This is a genomic window from Pseudomonas sp. GW101-3H06, from assembly GCF_059424605.1.
Window position 1 is genome coordinate 217224 of record NZ_JBWKZO010000002.1, and the last position, 18208, is coordinate 235431.

Annotated in this window: 12 protein-coding genes; 7 read left to right on the forward strand and 5 right to left on the reverse strand. The window is 49.4% G+C overall.

All coding sequences use genetic code 11. The annotated features are described in order from the left end of the window. Positions 1-1680: 1680 nt before the first annotated feature. Genes AC07ZE_RS30200 through trfA form a run of 3 tightly spaced genes read left to right on the forward strand, consistent with a single transcriptional unit; the run spans position 1681 to position 4462 of the window. Entirely contained in the window at positions 1681-2511 is an 831-nt protein-coding gene (locus tag AC07ZE_RS30200) for a ParA family protein (protein ID WP_057978506.1), read from the forward strand. Continuing rightward, positions 2508-3503 (forward strand): ParB/RepB/Spo0J family partition protein, encoded by a 996-nt coding sequence (locus tag AC07ZE_RS30205; RefSeq protein ID WP_238347438.1) that lies wholly within the window; start codon positions 2508-2510, stop codon positions 3501-3503. The genes AC07ZE_RS30200 and AC07ZE_RS30205 overlap by 4 nt, the downstream gene beginning before the upstream one ends. 11 nt (positions 3504-3514) lie before the next feature. Continuing rightward, positions 3515-4462: a plasmid replication initiator TrfA gene (gene trfA, locus AC07ZE_RS30210; protein ID WP_158004324.1), complete on the forward strand. Its 948-nt coding sequence runs from the start codon at positions 3515-3517 to the stop codon at positions 4460-4462. 771 nt (positions 4463-5233) lie between these two features. Here trfA and AC07ZE_RS30215 read toward each other — a convergent pair. After that, the gene (locus AC07ZE_RS30215; RefSeq protein ID WP_082631625.1) at positions 5234-5707 is read right to left on the reverse strand and encodes a hypothetical protein; all 474 of its coding nucleotides are present in this window, start codon (positions 5705-5707) and stop codon (positions 5234-5236) included. A gap of 1336 nt (positions 5708-7043) precedes the next feature. Here AC07ZE_RS30215 and AC07ZE_RS30220 point away from each other — a divergent pair. Then, positions 7044-8015 (forward strand): DNA replication terminus site-binding protein, encoded by a 972-nt coding sequence (locus tag AC07ZE_RS30220; protein ID WP_057978511.1) that lies wholly within the window; start codon positions 7044-7046, stop codon positions 8013-8015. A 54-nt stretch (positions 8016-8069) separates the two neighbouring features. Beyond that, on the forward strand, positions 8070-8801 hold the full coding sequence (locus tag AC07ZE_RS30225; RefSeq protein WP_057978514.1) for a hypothetical protein: 732 nt from the start codon (positions 8070-8072) through the stop codon (positions 8799-8801). Between the two features lie 44 nt (positions 8802-8845). Here the strand turns inward: AC07ZE_RS30225 and AC07ZE_RS30230 are convergent, their stop codons facing one another. The 4 genes from AC07ZE_RS30230 to AC07ZE_RS30245 are packed head-to-tail and all read right to left on the reverse strand — an operon-like array spanning position 8846 to position 14625. Further along, on the reverse strand, positions 8846-11878 hold the full coding sequence (locus tag AC07ZE_RS30230) for a conjugal transfer protein TraG N-terminal domain-containing protein (protein WP_057978516.1): 3033 nt from the start codon (positions 11876-11878) through the stop codon (positions 8846-8848). Beyond that, positions 11878-13305, reverse strand: a complete 1428-nt coding sequence (locus AC07ZE_RS30235) for a conjugal transfer protein TraH (protein WP_057978518.1) — start codon at positions 13303-13305, stop codon at positions 11878-11880. The genes AC07ZE_RS30230 and AC07ZE_RS30235 overlap by 1 nt, the downstream gene beginning before the upstream one ends. Continuing rightward, a complete protein-coding gene (traF, locus tag AC07ZE_RS30240; protein ID WP_082631618.1) occupies positions 13289-14320 on the reverse strand; it encodes a conjugal transfer protein TraF in 1032 nt (343 codons plus the stop codon). Before traF ends, AC07ZE_RS30235 begins: the two co-directional genes overlap by 17 nt. Positions 14321-14322: 2 nt before the next feature. Continuing rightward, a complete protein-coding gene (locus AC07ZE_RS30245) occupies positions 14323-14625 on the reverse strand; it encodes a hypothetical protein (protein ID WP_057978519.1) in 303 nt (100 codons plus the stop codon). Between the two features lie 316 nt (positions 14626-14941). On the opposite strand from AC07ZE_RS30245, the gene AC07ZE_RS30250 reads away from it, so the two are divergent. Beyond that, positions 14942-16861 (forward strand): hypothetical protein, encoded by a 1920-nt coding sequence (locus tag AC07ZE_RS30250; protein WP_057978521.1) that lies wholly within the window; start codon positions 14942-14944, stop codon positions 16859-16861. 59 nt (positions 16862-16920) lie between these two features. After that, the gene (locus AC07ZE_RS30255; protein WP_057978523.1) at positions 16921-17961 is read left to right on the forward strand and encodes a phospholipase D family protein; all 1041 of its coding nucleotides are present in this window, start codon (positions 16921-16923) and stop codon (positions 17959-17961) included. The last annotated feature ends 247 nt before the right edge of the window (positions 17962-18208 follow it).

An 18208-nucleotide genomic window follows, 5' to 3' on the forward strand; every position in this document is an offset into this window, starting at 1 on the left:
TTTCAGTCTTCCATGCGTTGCACCCCCACCTGCTGATTACATTAAATGCTTCACATCAACCATCGGGTAACCCCCAACATTTAGCTCCTGGTCGCTTGGATGCAATCAGAACTGGTGATCGTATATACACATTCGAGATTCGATTCCACACTCTTAGGCTTAGCCTCTTTTCGCATTACGAGATGACCCGACCAGGCCTACATCAGTCAGTGTCAGTTATGATATTTCCTAATTGGGATTCTCAATCGATCCACCAGGAACATTCAACCGCGACACGGCTTCCCAGCCAGCTCTAGATGCGTATTTCGTTATGGGACTTTTCCTGATAGGAACTTAACAGACGGTCCGGCCGGATCTTGATGCCGTCTCATTTGGAGCGCGACCATGCGTCCAGTTCGTGGCACCGCACCCGTCGGGATCCAAACACCCACGCATAGGCACACATTCCCACTATGGGACTTTTCCCGCTTACCGGACCTTAGGACCGCCTCATTTGGAGCGCGACCATGCGTCCAGTTCGTGGCACCGCACCCGTCGGGATCCAAACACCCACGCATAGGCACACATTCCCACTATGGGACTTTCCCCGCTGACCGGACCTTAGGACCGCCTCAGTTGGAGCGAGATCTTGCGTCCAGTACGTGGCACCGAACCCCGGCGGAATCCAAGGACTCACGCATAGGCACACATTCCCACTATGGGACTTTCCCCGCTGACCGGACCTTAGGACCGCCTCAGTTGGAGCGAGATCTTGCGTCCAGTACGTGGCACCGAACCCCGGCGGAATCCAAGGACTCACGCATAGGCACACATTTCCACTATGGGACTTTCCCCGCTGACCGGACCTTAGGACCGCCTCAGTTGGAGCGAGATCTTGCGTCCAGTACGTGGCACCGAACCCCGGCGGAATCCAAGGACTCACGCATAGGCACACATTCCCACTATAGGACTTTTCCCGAGTATTGAACCTCACCAGATTTGCCGACTGGACCTAAGACCGTCTCAGTTGGAGTGAGACCATGCGCCCAGTACGTGGCACCGAACCCGGCGGGATCCAATGACTCACGTATAGGCACACATTCCCACCATGAGAATTTTCTCCCTAGGAGGCCAATCGGCGCTCTGGTCTGGGCACAACACCAGCACAGAAAGAGCAGGGCAGACATCCCAGACCACCTTTCCACTAATCCAAAAGTTACACAATGCCGCGTGTAATGCCGGCTAGTCAGGCCTACACCCACATTCCCACTATGGGACTTTTCTCGACTTAAAAGGATTTGCCTTATTAATCTGGACGGATCGGACAACACCAATGCCTTCATTAAGAGAACTGAAATCACAGAGTCTGACTCTCCGTCCAACCCAAAAGACGGGTGAGCAGGGGTCAACACCGCTATAGCCAAGCCCCTAATTCCCACTATGGGACTTTCCTTTGAACGAAACCTGTCCCGAGCATCAGACGTATGAGAGTTAAATCACAGGCGTCTTGATTTAAAAAATTCCCATTATGGGAATTTTGTGAGGATTTCCGGTCGTGGAATGAAGAAAGGATGCTGCGACTAGAAAAAATAATGGGGGTCAAAAACAGACGAAAGGGCGGTAAAAAAATTAGAGATGTTGCATAATCCAACACAAGATGTAAGACATACCGAGTACTACATCGACCTATTAGGAGCTCTCATGGCCGCACCAAAAGCCAAAACTGCAGAAATCGAAACAGTCATTATTGCAATCGCCAACCACAAAGGCGGGGTAACGAAAACGACGACTGCAATCAATTTGGCCGATAACCTGGCAAAGCTCGACGAGAATTGCACAGTAGTGCTTATTGATATGGATCCTCAGGCTAACGCATCGCAACACATTGGCGTTGCACACCCGGCAAAAGTCCAACATAACTTGGCCGAGTTAATGCTTAATCCAACGGCAAACATTGCAGCGTTCATCTTTGATGAAACTCACGTAGAGGGCGTAAGTCTCATCTACGGATCGATGAGTCTGGAAAACGTTCCAGACATCATCCGACACGAAGCCGCACGACCAAATGAAGTTTTGAAGGAAAGAATTAAACCGCTGATTGGCAAAGCTAATTACATCATTCTCGATTGCCCGCCTAATTTAGGGCTGCTAACTATGAACGCCCTGGCCGCGGCAACTCACTACATTATTCCAGTAGAGTCCGGCGCGAGTTACGGTTTGTATGGTCTTGCAGACCTCCAGTCCAGAATCACAAAGGTTAAACAGATCAACCCTGATTTGACTTTTCTAGGAGCTCTTCTTGCTAAACACGACAAGCGGATGACTCTCTGCCAAGAGACTGAAAATGATGCAGTTATTCTATTTGGAAGCGTAGTACCTGTTTATATATCGCCAACTACAAGAGTTAACCAATCAATTGCAAGAAAACAAACGGTTGGTGATTTCGACAAAAACAACAAGGTAGCTAAGCAATATGCCGAGCTAGCCGTTTATGTTGCTAAAGAAACAAAAGGGAAGGGGCTTAAAGCATGAGCCAGACACAAAAAAATCCCACATCGAAACCAGCTGCAAAACCACCAGCAAAACCAGCCTCTAAAGTCGCTGGCAAAACTGAGTCGACAACGCCTCGGAGACGGCAAGGGCTCGGTGCAACGTTGGCTGGATCACTTGTTGCAGGCATGCAAGAGCATCAAGCAGCAATTGAAGAAGCTGGGGACAGCCAAACAATGGTATGGACCGCCCGACCAATTGATCTAACGAGCATTGACCCAAATCCATACCAGCCACGGATACGCTTCATAGGAATTGAAGAGCTAGCGCAGCTGATTGATGAGCAGGGGCTTCAGCAGCCAATCACCGTTCGTCCATACGGCAATAGATATCAGATCGTATCTGGGGAGCGCCGTGTACGCGCCCACAGGCACCTTGGAAAGACAGTTATTCTTGCTCATGTGAAGAACATCACAGAAGAAGAAATGTCGGCTCTGGCGCTAGCAGAGAACCTTGGTCGAGAGGATTTAACAGACTTTGAGCTTGCTCGATCGTTGTTGAAACACAAGAGTAAGTTTGGCAGTAGTGTTGGCACACACGCTGAGTTCGGCCTAACTAAAACTGTCTATTATCGGTTAATGGCTTTTGAAAACTTGCCAGAAGCTGTTAATACACTTCTGGAGAAAAAACCAGAGCTGATTTCTGGGTTGACAGCTGAGAACACCGTAAAGGTAATAAAGAAGCGTGTTGAAGAAGGTATTGAAGCTGATCAGATACATAAAGCGCTGATCTCTATCGTACAAAAAGCAATCACGAGTAATACTCCGCTAAAAAACCTAGCAAGCACACTTGAAGCTAAATTTAACCAAAGCGCTTTGAAAATCACGCCACAAGCAATTGAATCGAACGGCGTAACTATGGGGCAGGTTAAGACCACTAAGACACACTTCGAACTGAAATTAAAACGTACCTCTTTTACTGAAGAGCAACTGAAGCAGATCGAAGAATTCGTCAAAAATCTGAAAACTGCCTAATAGGTCCCAATGTGAGCACTGAGAAACCAGACGAGCCCAGAACTCCTGATCTCTTCAAAAGCGAAGAAACAAGCGAAGGAAAAAATGCTTCTTCCAAAAGAAAGCCTGGGGATGGTCTTCGTGCAGCAAAAGAAAGAGCTGCTGCAGTTCAAAAAGAAGCTCAAAAAACAGCAGAAATCCGTCTGAAGGCCTGGGGAGAGGAGGTCAGAGAAGCACCTAACGAGGCTTTACGAAGTGCGCTATTCACGGCAAGGAACCGTAATACTCCTCGAGAGCAGATGAAAAATATTGAGGTCGTGTCCTACGGCAACTCAAGGCTGATCTACAGCGGCGAAGAGCTTAGGCAAGATGATTTAGACGTTTGGTTCCAAGTAGTTCACTTGGCCAGGGAAGCAGAGCTCGGCCACCCGATCTGCTTTAGCCCACTGGCCATGAAAAAAGATCTGAAAATGCCATACGGTAAAAAACACACCGAACGGCTTAAAAATATCCTGACCAGGCTCAAAGCAACCGCGGTTGCAATTCATTCTGAGCGACTGGGGCGCGGGGTGGTTCTTTCTCTAATTAGGAAATTCGAATACAGCGATGACCTGGAAGAAGACAACACCGGCAGGGACCTAAGCTGGGTGATCGAACTTGAACCTGAAATTGCAAAGCTTTTTGGCGGTGGCTTTTACAGTACCAGGATTGAATGGGAGCAACGGCTTTCCCTAAAAGGTAACCTCGCCAAATGGATGCACGGATTTTATGCCTCACATTCAGAACCATACGATCTCAAGGTAGAAACGCTCATAAAGAGTGCCGGTTCGAGAGTCTCATCGATCGGTAAGGCACGCCAAATGATTCGCGAAGCTCTCGATGAGCTCAAAAGATCAGGATTTCTTCTGGAAGGATCGATCGACGCAAAGGATAAGGTCGTGGTGAAGCGACGAAAGAACACAACATCAGACCCCGCATAAGCGGGGTTTTTTTTGCTCTCAAAATGGAAAATGACTGATTAAGGCGTAAGACGGACTTCAGGAAAACACGAGATGCACGACGCTATTCCACAGCGTAGACACCGAATTATGGGGTAACGGTGACAAAAACGAAGGCCATGGCGATTAAACTGATTAAGGGGTAAAGAAGCAAACGCCACCACACACGGTACGGCAGGGGAGGGCATAGGTTTGAAAATCACACAAAAATGAACGCAAGCCACGTTTTACGCGGCCCACAGGAGGGTGCAGATAGGGATAATAGGGGAGGGGAGGATCAGTATGATCTTGGACTTTTTACCCCAAAATCAGGGTAGAAAAGCCTGAAGATCCGCTGATACGCGCGTCAACAAAGGCTAGGATAAAACCCTTATAAATCAACAACTTGACAACCATTACTCCATAGTCAGAAACCATACCTCTAAGTCAGCTAGCCTTACCCCATAATCAGAAACAGACCTGTATTAGCTTTTTCCCTTATAAATCAACGGTTTAGGAGACATATCTAAAGTAATAAAAAGGCTGAAATGCAGGCTTACCTCATGATCAGGTACATTTACCTCATAGTGAGGTATGAATACCTCATGATCAGGTATCAAAACCTCATAGTGAGGTAAGAGGTAAACTGTTGAAAGCCTTATAAATCAAGGGCTTCAGCCACATTCTTATGCCCTATAACCGCTCTTAACCGCTCTATAACCGCTTTTAACCCCAAAGGTGGTTTTTCTGTTTATAAAGCTTTGAAAACAAAAGCTATTGAAGACCGTGAAGCAGCCGACCTGTTGTACCACGTAGAAGCAGAAGACACGTCTGAGTGTCAGCACCCGTCTGGCGAGAAAGGACCTTCATCCCAATCACTCCTAAGTGAAAAACTTTGTCTGCAGAAATTGGAATGCTGTGACCAACCTGACCCTCAGTCACGCGAAGGTACAAGATTCCTTTCTCCGGCTGATTAGCCAGGGAGAGAGATTTGTTTTTTTTCGAACCATGATTTCTGAAATCAAACGTAGGAGTGATACCAAGCACCGCGCACATGAACTGAGGCATCTCGCGGTCAGTCACCTGGATAGAAATTTTACTCTCCCAATCAAACGTATCCCTCGAGGGGACACGACCAGCAATATCAACGGCAAGAACGAAGACGCCACCACGGTTGGCCACGATCTCAAATTTTGCCGACGCCGAAGCACCATAAACATGAAAGCCATCAACAAGTTTCTCAGTCACTGAACACCTCAACATTTCTTACGCAAGCAGGGTAGGGCAGGTACGGGCCGCAGCAGACACTGAAAGATTCTTTCCTGCTGTCAGGCGCTGGACCTAGCCCAAATCTGAAAAGACCACAGCGTCATGTGTCTCGGATCATCAGACACTAGGATTTGAAGCAAAGGCTCACTCAAGCAATGAACCAGGAAGCATTACGGCACCAGCACCTGATGAAAGCAGAGCTGTGCAACATGGTCACCAGAGACATCAGTGCCTAATGAACGAATTTACATGACAGCGTGAACAAGCAAGAGCGAAAGCCCACAAGCAGCATTTGTTTACATATGCGCAGTCGGTCAATGTCAGGACGTACTGACAAAAGACACCAAAGGAGTTTTCATGCGTCAACAATTCTGAATACCGCAGTTAAAGCGACGCAGCCGTTCTCAATGGGAACGTTGGCTTAAATATATTTGGCACACCCGATCAACAAGGGACAGGCAGCAATAATCATGGACCCAATCTTAGGCCGCACAAAAAGACCAGGTCGGCCGGCAAGATCGCTGGGCAGTCAATCGCAGAGCAGTCTCAAAACTCATATTAAGCCGACCGATGCCGGTAAAAAACTTAGGAAGAGAAGCAATGATGAAGGCCAGGAATTTAGGGCAAGCTGCTACAGATACCTGGTAGGGCACCGATTAAGGGCAATAACGTGGACAGAGAAATGTATGATTTCACCAGGTAGCACAATCTCAATTGGATCTACCTGCAGATCCGCCTGAAGTTAAGACGACTCCAGTGTGAAGTTGGACGTCGGGCGTTATCTTTCGCCGCTATGGCGAATTGCATCTAGGTAACGAACGCAAGCAAAAACGCGATCAAACCTCGAACCTCGCCAACCTTGGTGCTGCAAATGCAAATGCAAATGCAAATGCAGTTGCAGCAGCCCAGCCCAAGGTTCTCCTCAGAATCGACAATCGGTCGACAATCGAAAATCAGCGCATTCAGAAGACGAAAGTCGTCCGGATGCCTCTAATCTATACCACCCCTGCACTATAAAAACGCTAGAAATACCCATCCTCCCCTCCTACGAACCCTGAAAGACCGCCAAGCCCTTCCTCTGAGCCCCATAGACCAACGTTAGTGCAGGCATGCGCGGGGTAACCCTACCCCCGTGCCTGATCGGCCCGCGTAGCGCGCGATGGAAGGTAGACGGAATGTCAAAAGGATGAAGAAAGGAAGGTAAAGCCGGCAGCCCCAGTGGGGGAGTGCGGGTGTACAGGGAAAGTAGGGGGTGAAAAAGGCACACCGCTATGCAGGGGTGGTATAATTGTGCAAACACCATGGAGGCAACCGTATGTACGAAGACGTCGAACGGGCTTACCAGCAGCTAGTGAGAGCTGTCACACGCTTCAACGCGACATGGCCATCTCTCGTTGTCCGAGGCAAGGTATGGCGCCTACCTGTGCTGCAGGAGCAACGAACCCCCGACATCATTGACGTGTCGGAGGTTGCTGATGAAGAAATCATCGAGGTCACACTGGAAGCAATCGGCACGTTCGAACGTGATCTTGGCCAAGCACCAGGAACAGTGATGCGACTGCCAGGCTATTTCCAACTGAGCGAATCGGTTTTGCCGTTCGCACTGGAAATCAACGTTGCCAAGAAAAAAGTGCTCGACGCGATCGAGGCAGTACGAGTCGCGCAAAACCTAACACCCGAGATGCGACCGCGAATTATGCGTAGGGCGCTCGGTCCTGGTTTCAGCACAAAGCAATTGCAGAGAACACTCCATGCATTTGACGGAGCTCCGCGGCGGATATCATTCACGTGGGCTGGCCACACCACCGGAAACGAAAAGATTTCGGTGGCAAAGATTCGGCTTCAGCTAATCAACGAATCAGAAGCACGAGCAGCGAGTGAAGAAATTCCTGTCCATGAAACGCCAGAGTACCTCGACCTGCGGGCGATAAATCACCTTGCAGATACCGAGGTGCTGATCAAGCATAAAAACGTAGCTCCGCATCCTAGGTGCACTATCTGGTTTGGTGAAAAAGGCGAGCGGTGGGATGCGACCATTAAAGCGAATCTGCCAGTATTCGTTCTCGCCGGCGAAATTGAAATGAAGCTCAGCCAGTTGAAATCATTCAACAAGGCAGCAAGAGGCGAGAAGCGACGCGACGTCAAAACGAGAGACGAGGTATGGCCGCAGCGGGATATCTACATGCCAACAGCGGGTGGCCAACCCCCTGTCCAGGAGAAGCATGAGGTCGACGACCAGGTGCCCTCAACGTATCGGTTAAGCGGCGTGATTTACCAGCGACAATAAGGTTGCAGTTAGGCGGGCTAGGGTAGGATCTAAGTAAGTCGAAAGGAGAATTTCATGAAAGCAATCATCGCTGCCGAAACGAAACGAGCAGAATCACTGATCGAAGGGTTCATGGGTCTTCCACCGGAAACTGTGGACTTGGCCACCTTCAATGCCGCCATGCTCAAACAGGCCCCGAAGGAATTCGTTAAGGCAGTCGAAGCAATACAGCTGATCTCCGAAAAAGCTGCCCCAAGCCAGCGTGATGCGGCCTTTGCCATCAACGTAGTTGATTTGATGTCCGAGTATGCGCAGCGCCCTAAGATGTCTCCTGCAATCGAACCACTTTGGAAAGTTGAACATCTGGTGCGTGAGTCAGGTATGGGTTGGACTCTCCGGCATCTGCTTGCAGTAGCGCTTTCATTTGGTGGCCTCATCGCCGGCGCCAGCCAGGATATGTCGGTGAATGCACAGGCCTATGCATACCTTGCACTGATTTTCGCTGTTGGGTCGGGAGCCCTGCATCTGACCCATGGAAGAGACCCAGAGGTAAAGGTGCCACTGTTTGTCGTTGGTAGTTTGATTGGTTTCTGCCTTCTGACCGCTAAATTCAGCGCAGCTGTAGGATTTCTTGCGTTGCTAGCCGTCTCGGTAATTTTCATGCTGTCGAGCCTGATTGGCCTCATGAGTGGAGCGACAAACAAATCGAGTACTTACGAACCACAAATGCCTCAGCAGGTAGATTACAACCCTTATGTAATCACTGAGGGAAACGAAATGTCGGAGCCCATGAGACAGCTCAAATAAAAAAACCGGCCATTGGCCGGTTTTTTTTGCTGCGATGTGAGCCTTTACTGACCCGAGCGCGGGATATTTAAACTCATGCGATCTGTTACCGAATCGCGATCGTTTAACGTACGAATATCCGCGAGCTGTGCTCCTGATCCGTTATCGTGCAAGCCAGCTTGAATCAGCTGCTGGTACATGCCATCACGCAAGTCATGGTCCATACCAACCGACTCCGCGTAAGCATCCCAGTGATCTTTGGAGTTGTCACCGAAGCCACCAACACGCGCAGTTGCAAAGACTTCAGCTTGCGCGTCATTCAACCCCAGGTGCCGGCCCTCCTCAAGGTAATCCTCCCTGTTACCTCGCATTCCGAGGGTGCTACCAATGTTATTGGTGATACCGGCAATTCCCCCGCCGGAGGACTCACCAAAGTCATGCACGTCCTTGGCCAGACCTCGAATGCGACTCTCCGCCTGATCAGCTGCAGGTTTCATAGCTGATTGCCCGTACACCTGTGCGTCGTTTTCCACCACCGGCTGCATACGTTGGTACTCACCACCTGGGTTGGAATTATGGATCGCAGCTGCTTTCCTTCCCGCGAATGATGAATTGAAGCTTGACGTATCAACGGAGTGGCCAGCACGCTGCGTTTCTCCCTCAAGGTTGCCAGTGGCAGGAGCCCGAAGATTCGCATAGCGATCGTAATCAACAGCTGGACCGTCAAGCGACGAAAAATCGCCATGCTTTGCAAGTGTCATAAGTGCTGCAGCAGCGTCAGCTCGACGAGGATCAAGCATTGTGTTGCTCAACTGTCGCTGATGCTCCTGGAACTCTTCACCGTACTTGTTCATCGCATCAGATACGACCGCACCATCGCGACCTTCACCAACAACCTTACCGGCCCAGGAATCCAATTTAAAATTCTCACTGTAGCCGGCGGACCGTACAAAGGATTCAGCTTGTTGAAACGCCTTTTGATCGGATAGCGTTTGCTGAGCTGCTTTAGAAAGGCTCTCCTGATCTGATTTCGAGACACCAGCTCTCTCGGAATGGTCAAAATTTTGAGCGAGATTGTAACCCTGTGTACGGTTTAAAGAGTTGGCAATTCTCTCGCCAAGAACGGCCTTTACAGCATTGTTAACGTTCTCAGAGCTGTTCATGTTGTCAGATCTGGACGACTGACTGGTATTGGATGCATCCACACCACCGCTAACGCCCACTCCAGCACTTCCTCCAGTTCCGCCTGGAGCTTCGGCCTTAGCACTCAGCCCCGCGGTACCAGAGGCACCGCCACGCAAAGCCACACTGGCAATACCGGCCTCAATTTGAGTTGAGGAGTACCCTTGCTGCCGTAACTGATCGATACCGGCTTGAAAGCCAGCATCGCTATTCATACCAAAGGAGCTTTGCAAACCACGGCCAACTGCCGCCTGGTCACCGATGCTGTTTGAACTGTCCAGTTGACGGCCATATGCGCTGGTAAGTTGTTTCGAGAAGCTTTCAGCGGAAGCTTCGGCACGAGTGCGCGTGCTGGAGAGCCCCTCGCTCATCATTGAGCCAACCGAAATATCGCCACGTTGATTTTCTGAACCATTAATACGCAAACCTTTGTCGTAATCACTGGTAGCAAAAGGAGTCGTCTGAAGTCCTGCTGCAGGTGTGATGACGTCGGGAGAAGCAATTTTTTCGTTGATCTGATCAGAACCATTCATACGCCCGGCGATACCAGATGCAGCGATGGCGGTTCCCGAAACAAGGAACAAGCAGATTGCTGGCACTGACGATGCCATCAGGCCTGCAACGCCAACAGCTTGCTCAAGGGCAGGCTGCATTTGCTTCAGCATCTCAAAAGATACAGCCGCACCGCCCACGTCAAATGACGAGGTATTCAACAACCCCTGCATCACCGATGCGGTGGAGGACACAGTGTATAAATTCACGATGGACAGCGCCGGCATCCACAGCACCATCCATGCAAGCAGCATCATGTACTTGCCGATCAGGCTAATGCCAAAACCACCCATAGCAATTAAGAACGCCATTAGGGGGGTGATCGCATAGATCAACCCTTCAAAGAACGTCATAAAGGGCCGAACATACTTCGTGAACATCGTACCTTCTGCTGCCCACTGAGTGTTTTGCTGAGCTTGGGCCTGGCTCATCATCACCGCATAACTACCCTGAAGATCCTCAACCGCCTTTTGACCAGGTGCTTGAGTGAAAATCGGGTAAAGGATGGAAGCCATCGTGAACGCACGGGCGTCCATCGAGGAAAGGTTCAAAGCATAAAGAGAATCACCGATCCGCGTAGTGACCTCATCGCCACTCACAACCTTTCCTGGACGCTGGAAGCCGGCTGTAGCCACTTCCTCCATCACATTGTCAGCTGAAGAATTGGTAGCAGAGACCAAAGCGGTGTGAGCATCTGAACAGCTCAACGTCCGGCCGCCGGCGGTACCATCAAAAATTTGTGTGTAGTAGACGTTGCTGGAGAATTTCGCTGATTGCATTGGATCGTTGCTACGCGCGACATTCGCATAAACCGTCATGTCGTCTCCCATGCCGGCGAGAGTGCATTCGCGAAAGTAATTGGACCATGATGAAAGTAGGTCCTGATTTACGGTACCACCGTTTGTGAATGCAGGTATCGACATCAGATTGCCCGTAACCGACCGAACTCTCATGAGAGTCTCGATTGGGTCAGCGAAACCATAATTTGTCATGGAAGGTGTAGAGAACGCCTGCTCCATGAGGTGAGTAATGTTGTAGCCAACGTTGGAGATGGTCGAGCCAACCATCAGCGGCCCTAACGGGACATTATCTACGACCGTGACAGTGCCATCGTAAACGTCTTCAATAATGGCGCGTCCGGACGGACCATACATTGCGAGATAAAGGATTAAGCAAACGCCAACCTGGTGGAATGGAATCGCTTGATTCTTATAAACAGCCTGGAAACCAAGAAAAAGCGCGCCAATCAAAAAACCAATTTTGGCCAAAGACTCAACATCCCCGGTGCCGCAGATCATGGCCACGGCATTCAAGACCTCTTCAAGATAGGAGGCTGAACCTACCGAATATATAGTGAACTCCATTACTGAGCCCTCACAGAACGGTTGCCCATCGTCGAAATAAAGTTCGGAGGCGGGATAACTTCCATGCGGACGGTCCAATCCTTATACATGTCATTATCGTTACCGTATTTGGCTTGAAGTGCCAGATGCTCTGAGGTTAAACGATCACGGGCATCGACAATGAAATCTCGACTCTTCTCGCCTAACTGATCAACCATTTTCCCCCGCTGAAGCACAGATTCAGCAGTATTAATGTAGGAGGATGTAAGCGAGTAAGCCCCTTCCAAAGCAAGCATTTTGGCGTGCGCGGCCACAAAACCTTTTGCCATCGACTCACTTCGCTGAGCAATACGTTGGATCATCGCGGAAAAGCCGGCTTTCTGCAGTGCGCTAATGACTGCTACTTCATCAGCATTAAATGAACCAACATTCGTTGCCCACTTGTAAACGATACCGGGGGAGTTCGAATTACCATTGAATGACTTAACGATCTTTTCAGCTAGACCATCGAATGCAATTTGCTGGCTCTTTATCTCCATACATGCAGCTTCATCTGCCGAACAGTCGTAGATCGACACTTGTTCTTCTTTTTTACCTTCTACAATATCCTGTAGTGTGATACCCGTGGGACCAAAATACTGAGTCTCAGGAACTTTCCCCTTACCGTCTTCAGAGTCAGTCAGCGACTTAATAATCACGGTGCCCGTAAAAGACATGATCATTTCATCGGTCTGTCTTGAACCGTAAGTGAAGAAACTTCTTGCACCATACTGCTCCATGGAGCACCAAAGAACGTTACCGATATCTTCGCAGGACTTGAAATGGCCGGCATCATTTTGCTGTTCTTTTGGTGACTTCGAAGTCAGGCTGCCAGGCATAAGAGATGCAAAAGCATCGCCCACACCAGAAGTAACGTTGATGTTGGCAGCGCGCATTGTCTCCTTGGAGGTAAAAGAGCTGAATGCGTCAGTTACCAAACCTTGCGCTAGTTGGCAGGAGTTAGACATCAAACTGTTGATGTCCTGCATAACCTCCTGAAGATTCTGAATAACGTTATGAACCGTAGGCCCCATAGCATTCAGTGCAAGCTTGAATGCGTAGCCAGATGCAACGCCGACAGCGTTCGACGCAACAGATCGAAGCGATTGAACGAATTGCTGTGCATTGATAAACGAGAAAGACCCCGCAAACATATCGATCCCACCACAACCTGCCTGAAATGACGGTGGTCTGAACGAGACAATGGGTGTGGTTGAGATCTTATTGCGAACTCGTAAGGAGCCCCCTGTGATGACGCCTCGTGTGGCAGTCTCATAAGCACCAGCGTCGGTAACGTTCGACATCGAATCAAACATCGAATCGAGTTGAGACTGTATATCCGCGTGTGCACCAAGCGGCGCTAAACCCAATAGCGCTGCAAGGATTAAGGTATTACTCTTCAGTCTCATTGTGAGGCTCCCCATCAATAGCCTTGCGTGCCAATTTCTTTTTCATTTCTTCGACGAATTTTTCAGGATTATTCAGAAGATCTTCGTTAATGCCATCGTTATCATCCAGTGATAGAAGACCGTTATCGAAGAAGGGCTGTGTGCTATCAAACGTATTTTTATCAATAAGACCTGTATCGCGCGCAGCAATTAATATCCGATTAAACAATACGTCTAGCGTAATTGCACCATAGCCGACTATTTCAGTCTTGTTAGGAGGAATAGCAAGCGCTAAAGCCGGAGTTTGGAACACTTCGAGTTTTTTAGACTGGCCGTCGTCGATGCGGTAATCAGGAAAAGCGTTGTTATCTAAAGGCTTACCATCCACCGAGACTGGGATAATATTGATTCCAGTGGACGTTGTCAGCGATTGCAAGACACTGGCTTGTTCAGCACAGAGAATGCAGTTCGATTTAAAGAAGAAAAATAGCCCAACCTTGTTACCAAGACTTCGAAGTACTTTGTCTTTATTTGATGTAACTTCCCGGTTTAGAGCATTTGCTGCATAAGTTGCAACTGGACGTCGACTATCCTCATCCAGGAATGGATCCTTCATGATTACTCTCGACGATGCTTCAGAGAACTGTGAAGCTTTGTCCATCATGACGCGCTGCAAATAATAATATGCCTGAACGTTAGCATCGGTCGGGTTATCAATTGCTCGATCACGATAGACAGGGAGATTTTTCTTAATCCACGCCACGCTGAAAACCTCCGGACCTTTTGGCGCAGGAGGTTCTTGTTTTTCCGGCTCTTTCTCTGGAACGGGGGCAGGCGGAGGAGGTGGTGGAGGCTTTATGGGCTCCTCAGGAATCTCCTCTGGAGGATCTTTGTACCAAAACCAGCCTTCTGCCTTGCCCTTATAAAAGTTTTCACTTCCCGCTGATGGCAGAGAAGGTTCTTCTTGAGTATCCGCATTAACGGAATTAGCAATCGAAATTAACAGAGCCGAAGCTAATGCTAGTGAAACCCGCATATTCAACTTCCTTGCCCAAGGTAAGTGGCGACAGCAGCAGTTCCATATACCCAGAATCTGCCCTTTTTTTTGCGTGCTGGGTTGATCACCTTCACCCACGCCAGGTGTTGATATTGAGCATTGCCAATTTTTTTCCTGAAGTAATTTTCGGAATAATTAAGCTCGCGAGAAACCTGTTCGCTCGTCATGTAATCGCCGTAGAGGCCAGACAAGCGCTTAAGGGTTTCTTCAAGAAGTTTTTCGTAGTTTATGGCCACAACCGCAGCTGAGGACTGCTGTCCATGGTCAGACGTGAGTTGAAGCATCGCAGCACCGCATTGTTGATCTGATGCCTTAATGCTATTGACCGAGCTCCTTTGATGGAGGCCAATTGGCCCCCTGCTGGGGTACGGAACGAGTCAGGTCTTTGTTGTCTACGTTACTGTGTACGCTTTGATACTGGACCAGTCCTGCCACAATCAGGCTCAGGGTTGGGCTAAAAATTGGGAATTGGACATTTATCGTCTACGTTATATCGATCAGAGGCGATTTCTAACTAAAAAGATGGTGAGACGCGTCTCCAGGCTCAGCCAGATGAGATAGACTCTAAATTTAATGTCTACGTTATGCAGGAAAGGCGAGATGGCCAAATCGAAGGTAGTGGAGGCCGAAATCGTAGCTGAGCACGATCGCATGGACGGCGGTACCGACATGTTAGTGAAGTGCACCTTGATAGATTCTCAAATCAAGTGGCTTGCTTACCGATCGACAATCGATTCTGCATGCGTAGTCCATCAGCGAATTAAGCGAGATCAGGGGAGGAGGGGGACATGCCTCAATACCAAGCCTGCACCTGTTCCTGTCGAAAGCATTGAAAGGAAAAGAACCTTTCGATCAACGACCCGAACAGCTCTGACAACCGCCACGTATGCCTTCAAAGCTGAATACTCAGACGCCCTCACTGATTATCTTCTTCTGAAAGGTGACGATGAATATGCGCGACAACACATCGTCAACCTTAAAAGGGTATGGCGCATCCACGAGCTATTGTGGCCTAAAGAAAAAGGCCATGACGGTGGCAGATTCCTAGCTCGTCTTTCCTGCAGCAGGAATGACAGTTATGGCTTTGCAACCACACAGTTTGTCCTGGAGGCAGCCCCGTTTGGCCAGATTGGCCTTCGGAGTCTGGATCCCCGGGGTTACTCACCAGAACCTGAATATGACAAGAAAATAATCGATGGGATTTCTAATGCTCTGCTGAAAGACAATCAACGCATTCTTTCAATGCTCTTGGTTGACCTCGAACGGGGAATTGAAAACGCCAGGGACGCACAAATTGTGTTCGACCGACGGCGGAAAGAACTCGGTGACGGATTTACGTATTTCGACCTGCAACGGCCAAACTCAGTGCGACAAAAGGGCGGTGATCATGAAGCCCGATTGGAGGTTGTCCATTCCTACGATGGACGACTAGCGCAAGCATTCCTGATGAAAAACGACGAGTTCTGGTTCGTTCTACTCGTCACGCGCAATGTTTTTGGCAAGGAAAAGATGGCCAAGATCACAGGGGGCAACGGGCATTACAAGGAGGTTGTATTCACCACTCCTATTAAAACTGCGCGACGTTTACTTGGCCTGGCATCATCAGAGCAGACCGAAGCAGAAGCGAGAATTGAGCTGCAAAAAACGGTTGATCGTGATTTCCAACGATTGCTGACCGATCACAGCTCAAGGGCTTTAATCACCATCTGCGAAATTGCCGAATTAGATAGCGGTGGTGCTGCAGCCTTCTACTCGGTCCTGCCATCAACGCCAATGAGTTTACCGGCTAACTGCCCGCGGCCGATCTATCGCATCAAGGTTCTACAACCTAAAGACTCCAAAGATGGCACCAAGAAGCTCTACAGCCTCACGACCCTTCCATCAGGCAGAGATTCATCCGCATTCAATGGAAAGGCATCTACCGATTTCCTTACTTTTTTGCGGGATGCAATCACTCCAAGTCGCTACAGCGAAGCCATTAAATACCTTCAGGACAACGTGCTCCATGATGACCCTGGATACCACGAACTGGACGAAGCTTGCAGTGCGTGGAGCATTCTCACTGCCGGCCGTACGTCGACAGCAATTGACGGCTTGGTATGCCCGGTGGGAGCACCAGTTCTTGAGCGCCTTGGTCAAATAGCTGTTGATCGAGAACTTAACAAAATTCGACAAGGTATCGAGGATGGCTACTGGGAGAAGGGATATCTTGAAGAGTTCATCGCCAAGTTAGAAAAACAGAAAATCCTCCCACCAGAAATTAATGAATGTGTTGAGTTCCACACAAAGCAGCACACCCGTAACGTTGACAATATTTTATCCCTCCCTCCGACAATCAAGAAGCGAGGTCGGCCCCCAAAGGCTTGGGACAGCGATGAAGCGAAAGCAATTGCTCGGCGGGAGGCGAAAGCCCAGTGGGCTAGAGATGCTCGAGAGGCTGGTAAGCTCAAAGAACCAAAAGAACGAGTCGCAGCTAGACAAGCACAGTGGCGCAAACGTAATGCAGACCACGAAGAGTAGCCAACGGGCGCACGGGCGCATCAGCCATTTTTATTAGTACCAGTCGATAAGGATTCTCAATGTTTGTTGGGCCCGACCAGTATCAGGACTGTATTCGCTCTATGGTTGCTAGCGAGGACCGGTTGGATGTCGCCGTGGCATTTTGGGGGAGGGGAGCCGATGAGTTAATTCATCCCAAGCGGGATAAACCACTCCGTATTGTTTGCAATCTCAGAAGTGGCGGAACAAACCCCGCGGTTATCAAAAAGCTTGTCGCTCGCGCAAAAAAAATAGAACACGTACAGATCCTTCAGTGCGATCGCCTTCACGCGAAAGTAATCGTTGGGCCATCCCAGGCAATCATCGGATCAGCGAACCTATCAGCCAACGGCTTAGGTTTTGAAGGGTCTGAACTCTCCAAATGGCTGGAAGCAGCAATCCACACCACCGAAGAATCGGAGGTCGGTTCAGCGCAGAAATGGTTTGAACAGCTTTGGTCATCGAGAGATACACGAGAAATAACCGACCAAGACCTGGTAGACGCAGCAGAGGCATATAAGAAGAATCGTAACGGTCGCCCGGACTACGGAAAAAAGGGGCCTTTCTCTTTTACCAATTATTCGATCTCAGACCTCGAGGGACGCGATGCATTTGCGCTGCTATATACGTCGAGGCCTGGACCTGAGGCGGATGCTCGTAAGGACCAACACGACAAACAGGAACACCTTGAACATGCAAACACAGCTAGTGATGGGGAGGGGACCGAACGGTGGGCATTTGAGACATGGCCCGACTCTCTCGACACCACAGACAAGAATGAGTACCTGTGCGTTTTTTGGGACGATCGAAAGCGTCTAAGGGTCGACGGCGCGTGCCGCATGACAGATACAAAACTGAAATTCATCTACGAAGAGGATGGAAGCGATGGCTGGGTGGATCTAGCAAAGCCTGCGGCCACGCTGCTCGGACGCCGGCTTACAACCGGTGATTGCAGGAGGCTTACTACGGAAATCAGGCCAAGATTTGAGGCCATCTGGAATGCATCAGAGATGCTGGATGAGGACGCCAGGAGAATTCACCTTTCCATCCTTCTAAGCATTCTTCAATCTGAGAACACATGAGCAAGCCTACGGATTAGCAGCTGTATTAACTCAACCAAAGATGTTTAGTTGAGTTATTTCAATAAGTTACATTGATTGAAGGCGGGTGACGAAAAAAGCAGCCAACTACCAGAAGAACTGGTAACCGGCTCTTTGTTACACCAATCAGCTTGCCTCTTTACAGCAAGCCAACTCTATTGCGTCGTAACTGTCCCGCTTCACAGCGCCCAGTGAGGGCCAAGTGATTGGGTGCGAGCTGGTCACACAG

Coding starts and splice junctions, on each gene's coding strand:
- AC07ZE_RS30200 (WP_057978506.1), top strand. CDS start 1,681: ATGGCCGCACCAAAAGCCAAAACTGCAGAAATCGAAACAGTCATTATT.
- AC07ZE_RS30205 (WP_238347438.1), top strand. CDS start 2,508: ATGAGCCAGACACAAAAAAATCCCACATCGAAACCAGCTGCAAAACCA.
- AC07ZE_RS30220 (WP_057978511.1), top strand. CDS start 7,044: ATGTACGAAGACGTCGAACGGGCTTACCAGCAGCTAGTGAGAGCTGTC.
- AC07ZE_RS30225 (WP_057978514.1), top strand. CDS start 8,070: ATGAAAGCAATCATCGCTGCCGAAACGAAACGAGCAGAATCACTGATC.
- AC07ZE_RS30230 (WP_057978516.1), bottom strand. CDS start 11,878: ATGGAGTTCACTATATATTCGGTAGGTTCAGCCTCCTATCTTGAAGAG.
- AC07ZE_RS30235 (WP_057978518.1), bottom strand. CDS start 13,305: ATGAGACTGAAGAGTAATACCTTAATCCTTGCAGCGCTATTGGGTTTA.
- traF (WP_082631618.1), bottom strand. CDS start 14,320: ATGCGGGTTTCACTAGCATTAGCTTCGGCTCTGTTAATTTCGATTGCT.
- AC07ZE_RS30245 (WP_057978519.1), bottom strand. CDS start 14,625: ATGCTTCAACTCACGTCTGACCATGGACAGCAGTCCTCAGCTGCGGTT.
- AC07ZE_RS30250 (WP_057978521.1), top strand. CDS start 14,942: ATGGCCAAATCGAAGGTAGTGGAGGCCGAAATCGTAGCTGAGCACGAT.
- AC07ZE_RS30255 (WP_057978523.1), top strand. CDS start 16,921: ATGTTTGTTGGGCCCGACCAGTATCAGGACTGTATTCGCTCTATGGTT.